4 protein-coding genes and 1 pseudogene are annotated in these 4546 nt (G+C 74.2%); all 5 read left to right on the top strand.

From position 1 onward, the window contains the following. A pseudogene (locus tag B7767_RS27005) lies at positions 1-275 on the top strand (hypothetical protein); the annotation flags it as partial. Positions 276-509: 234 nt separating this feature from the next. Then, positions 510-1571: an ATP-binding protein gene (locus B7767_RS27000; RefSeq protein WP_085574459.1), complete on the top strand. Its 1062-nt coding sequence runs from the start codon at positions 510-512 to the stop codon at positions 1569-1571. After that, the gene (locus B7767_RS26995) at positions 1568-3367 is read left to right on the top strand and encodes a hypothetical protein (RefSeq protein WP_085574458.1); all 1800 of its coding nucleotides are present in this window, start codon (positions 1568-1570) and stop codon (positions 3365-3367) included. Before B7767_RS27000 ends, B7767_RS26995 begins: the two co-directional genes overlap by 4 nt. A gap of 98 nt (positions 3368-3465) precedes the next feature. After that, positions 3466-3894 (top strand): OsmC family protein, encoded by a 429-nt coding sequence (locus tag B7767_RS26990; protein ID WP_085574457.1) that lies wholly within the window; start codon positions 3466-3468, stop codon positions 3892-3894. A gap of 76 nt (positions 3895-3970) precedes the next feature. Then, the coding region (locus tag B7767_RS26985) for a glycerophosphodiester phosphodiesterase family protein (RefSeq protein ID WP_085574456.1) at positions 3971-4546 on the top strand (576 nt) is incomplete at its 3' end.

Below are 4546 nucleotides of genomic sequence, written 5' to 3'. Positions count from 1 at the left end.
CCTCCCCGCACACCGCCGACATCATGGTCAACTCCTTCCACGCCCCCGCCGACGGAGAGGTCCTCGCCTTCGAGGAGCAGATCGGCTCCCACGGTGGCCTCGGCGGCGCCCAGTCCCGCCCCTTCCTGCTGTCCCCGCTCGCCCTGTCCGCACCCGTCCACGACGGAGCGGACCTCACCGGCGCCGAACAGATCCACCGGGTGCTGCGCCGCTGGCTGACGGAGTCGGACGAGGCGGAAGCGCCGGCGGAGCCGGACCGGGAACGCGCGGCCTGAACGGGCCGGCCCGGCACGGGTTCTTCGACAGGTTCCACCGCCGGGCCACCGGGCCACCGGGCCGCCGGGACCCCGGCCGCGCCCGGCGGGGCCGACCGCGCGAAAACGCGTTGCCCCGGTACGTCCGGGCGCAGTTCACTGGTCCCGGCGCCCGTCGTGATCCGCGTGCTCCGGCCCGGCCGCCGGCGATCCGTGCGCCCCTTCCCGACCTCCCCGAACCCCAGGAGCCGCTGCGTGCAGGCAGCCGTCACCGTCACCCCGGCCCGCATCCCGGAACTGCTGCTCGGTCTCGCGACCGTGCGGCCGGTGTTCCTCTGGGGAGCACCCGGCATCGGCAAGTCCTCCCTGGTCAGGGAGTTCGCCGAGTCACTGGGGCTGGAGTGCGTGAGTCTGCTGGGCACCCAGCTCGCCCCCGAGGACCTGATCGGCGTGCCCCAGATCCGCGACGGCCGCTCGGTGTTCTGCCCGCCGGAGGCGATCGCCCGTGACGAGCCCTACTGCCTCTTCCTGGACGAGCTCAACGCGGCCACCCCGGACGTGCAGAAGGCGTTCTACTCCCTGATCCTGGACCGCCGTATCGGCGACTACGAGCTGCCCAAGGGCTCCATCGTCATCGGCGCCGGCAACCGCGCCACCGACAACGCGCTCGCCCGCCCCATCGCCTCCGCGCTCGTCAACCGCCTCACCCACGTCCACCTGGAGGCGTCCCCCGGGGACTGGCTGGTGTGGGCGGCGAACAACGGCATCCACCCGTGGATCACCGACCACCTCACCGACCGCCCCGACCACCTGTGGTCCAAGCCGCCGAAGACCGAGGAGCCGTTCTCCGCCCCCCGCTCCTGGCACATGCTCTCCGACGCGCTGCACTCCTTCGGCCGGGACCTCGACGAGGACACCCTGAAGGTCCTCGCCCACGGCACGCTCACCCCCGCGCACGCCACCGCCTTCTGCGGCTACGTCAAGATCGTGCGCAGCCGCTTCGGCATCGACGCCGTCATCAAGGGCGAGGCCCGCTGGCCGCACCGCGTCGAGGACCGCGACCTGCTCTACTACCTCGCCGAGTCGTTCCGCGGACGCCTCGTCAAGGAACTCCCGGCGACCAAGGAGCACATGTCGGCGAACGGCCGCCAGACCGCGTACCGCGCCAAGTCGCTGCTGGTGCAGCTCGCCGAGATCTCCGTCGAGGTCGCCCAGACCGTCATCGCCTCCGACGACGACGGCAACCCGGTCCTGCCGTCCTGGTTCCTCGTCGAGGCGGCCCGCGACATGCCCCGGCTGGTGGAGGCGCGCCGGTGAGCCGCGCCCGCGCGAAGGGGCCGAAGAAGCGGGACCTCGCGCAGGAGGCGTTCGACGCGGGACTGCGGCTGACGCGGGCCAACCCCGCGCTGGCCGCCGTCGAGTTCGACGTCTGCCGCCGGGAGGACTGCGAACTCGCGCCCCGCGACGGACTGGTGCGCGTGGACTCCGAGGCCGTCCTGCACGCCCACCCGGACCGCATGGCCGACCCGGAGGACTGGGCGTGGGCCCTCGCGCACGCCGTCCTCCACCTCGGCTTCGGCCACGTCCCCGCCGCCGGGGGCACGCGCGAGCAGCCCGACCGCTGCGAGCTCGCCGCCCGCTGCGTGGTCGTCGACCGCTTCCTGCTCGGTTTCCCCGTCGGCAGGACGCCCGACCACCTGCCCGCCGCCTACCCCGACGGCGACGAGGAGCGGCTCGCCGCGCGCTGGCGACGGGACGGGGTCCCGGCCGTGTACGAGCGCTGCGGCACGGCGGGCGGCGAGGCGGACCTCTTCCTCCTGGAGTGGCGCGGCTGGTACGGGCAGCCGCCGGACCACCAGCTCGCGTTCGCCACCGCCCTCACCCGCACCGTGTCCGCCGCGATGGACATGGCGGCCGGCCGCCTCGACAGCCTGGACGGCAAGCCCGCCCCACGACGTCCCTGGGAGCGGGCGCTCGGCTGGTTCGTCTCCTCCTACCCGCTGCTCGGCGGCATCGCGGCCGGCATCACCCTGGTCGCCGACGCCGAACTCGCCCGCGCCCACGGCATCTCCGTCGCCGCCGTCGACGCCGAGGCGGGCGAGATCTACGTCAACCCGCTGCGGCGGCTGGACGAGGAGGAATGGCGGTTCGTCCTCGCCCACGAGATGCTGCACGCCGCCCTGCGCCACGGCGACCGCTGCGGCGGACGCGACCCGTACCTGTTCAACGTCGCCTGCGACTTCGTCGTCAACGGCTGGCTGGAGGAGATGCGGGTCGGCACCATGCCCGAGGGCCTGCTGTACGACAAGGAGCTCGCCGGACTGTCCGCCGAGGAGGTCTACGACCGGATCGCCGTCGACCTCCGGCGCATGCGCCGGCTGGCCACCCCGCGCGGCAAAGGGCTCGGCGACATCCTCGGCGGCCCCCTCGGCCCGCCCCGCGACCACGTCGACCTCGACGGCTTCTACCGCCGGGGCCTCGCCCAGGGCCTGGACCTGCACGACCGGCAGGAACGCGGCTTCCTGCCCGGCGGCCTGGTCGAGGAGATCCGTGCGCTCAGCCATCCCCCGGTGCCCTGGGACGCCCGGCTCGCCCGCTGGTTCGACGAGTTCGTGCCCCGTCCCGAACCGCTCCGGTCGTACGCGCGTCCCTCCCGGCGCCAGGCGTCCACCCCCGGCATCCCCCGCGCGGGACGGTACTTCCCGCCCGAGGAGATCGCCCGCTGCACCTTCGGCGTCGTCCTGGACACCTCCGGCTCCATGGACCGGGTCCTGCTCGGCAAGGCGCTCGGCGCCATCGCCTCCTACGCCGAGGCCCGCGACGTACCGGCCGCCCGCGTGGTGTTCTGCGACGCGGCACCGCACGACGCGGGGTACGTGCCGGTCACCGAGATCGCCGGGCGGGTACGGGTGCACGGCCGGGGCGGCACCGTCCTGCAGCCCGGCGTCGACCTCCTCCAGCGCGCCGACGACTTCCCGCCCGCCGCGCCGGTCCTCGTCATCACCGACGGCTGGTGCGACGTGCTGCGGGTCCGGCGCGAGCACGCCTATCTGATCCCGCGGGGCGCGCGGCTGCCGTTCACCGCGAGAGGGCCCGTCTTCCGGGTGAGTTGAGCCGTGATGTGATCGGATGGGGGCGGGCACCCGGTGATCCGGGCGCCCGGACCGAGCACCGCCGGACACACGGCCGGACATTTTCGAAAGGATGCGTCATGGCAGCCACGCGCTCCGCACACACCGTTTGGGAAGGCAACCTGTTCAAGGGCAGCGGGGTCGTCGCCTTCGACTCCTCCGGCAGCATCGCCGAGCAGCCGGTCACCTGGGCGTCGCGGGCCGAGGAGGCGAACGGGAAGACCAGCCCCGAGGAGCTGATCGCCGCCGCCCACTCCAGCTGCTTCTCGATGGCCCTGTCCAACGGTCTCGACAAGGCCGGCACCCCGCCGACCAGGCTGACGACCTCCGCCGACGTGACCTTCGTGCCCGGTGAGGGCATCACCGGCATCCACCTCACCGTCGAGGGCACCGTCCCCGGCCTGGACGAGGCCGGTTTCGTCGCCGCCGCCGAGGACGCCAAGGTGAACTGCCCGGTCAGCCAGGCGCTGAAGGGCACGAACATCACCCTGACGGCGAAGCTCGCCTGACCCGCTCGCCGCACCACCGCAGGCCGCCCCCTCCCCGGGGCGGCCTGCGGCCGTCCCGCCCCGGAGCCGCACAGCCATGACGCCACGCCCCGCCGTCTCCGCCCACCGGGGAGGCTCCGAACGCGCCGCGCCGGCGACCCGGGAGGCGTACGAGGACGCGCTCGCGTCCGGCGCGGAGTACGTCGAGTTCGACGTACGGCGCACGGCGGACGGGGTCTTCGTCGTCCACCACGATCCCCGCGTACGCCGCACCGGCCCGCCGCTGTCCACGCTCACCCACGCCGAGCTGAACGACCGCGCCGGATACCCCGTGCCCGTCGTGGACGAGGTCATGGAGCTGGTCGCCGGGAAGCTCGTCGCCCATCTGGACCTCAAGGAGACCGGCCACGAGCGGGAGCTGATCGACCGCGCGGTCGCCCTGCTCGGCGAGGACGGACTCGTCGCCACCACCCTCGAGGACCGCTCCGTCGCCGCCCTCACCGCCGCCCGTCCGCGGGTGCGCACCGTGCTGTCCCTCGGCCGGGACGGCAAGGACATCGGCCGGGGCCGGCTGGTGCGGACCCGGATCGGCGAGCTGCTGCCCATGCGCCGCGTCCGCGCCTGCGGCGCCCACGGCGTCGCCGCGCACTGGCGTCTGGCCCGCGCCGGCGTG

Source organism: Streptomyces sp. 13-12-16, from assembly GCF_002114215.1.
GTDB lineage: Bacteria > Actinomycetota > Actinomycetes > Streptomycetales > Streptomycetaceae > Streptomyces.
Note: the sequence above shows the minus strand (reverse complement) of the source record. Positions and strands in the feature narration are given on the sequence as shown.

Bases quoted from the DNA above. Each gene is read 5' to 3' on its own strand.
- B7767_RS26990 (WP_085574457.1), top strand. From the start codon at position 3,466: ATGGCAGCCACGCGCTCCGCACACACCGTTTGGGAAGGCAACCTGTTC.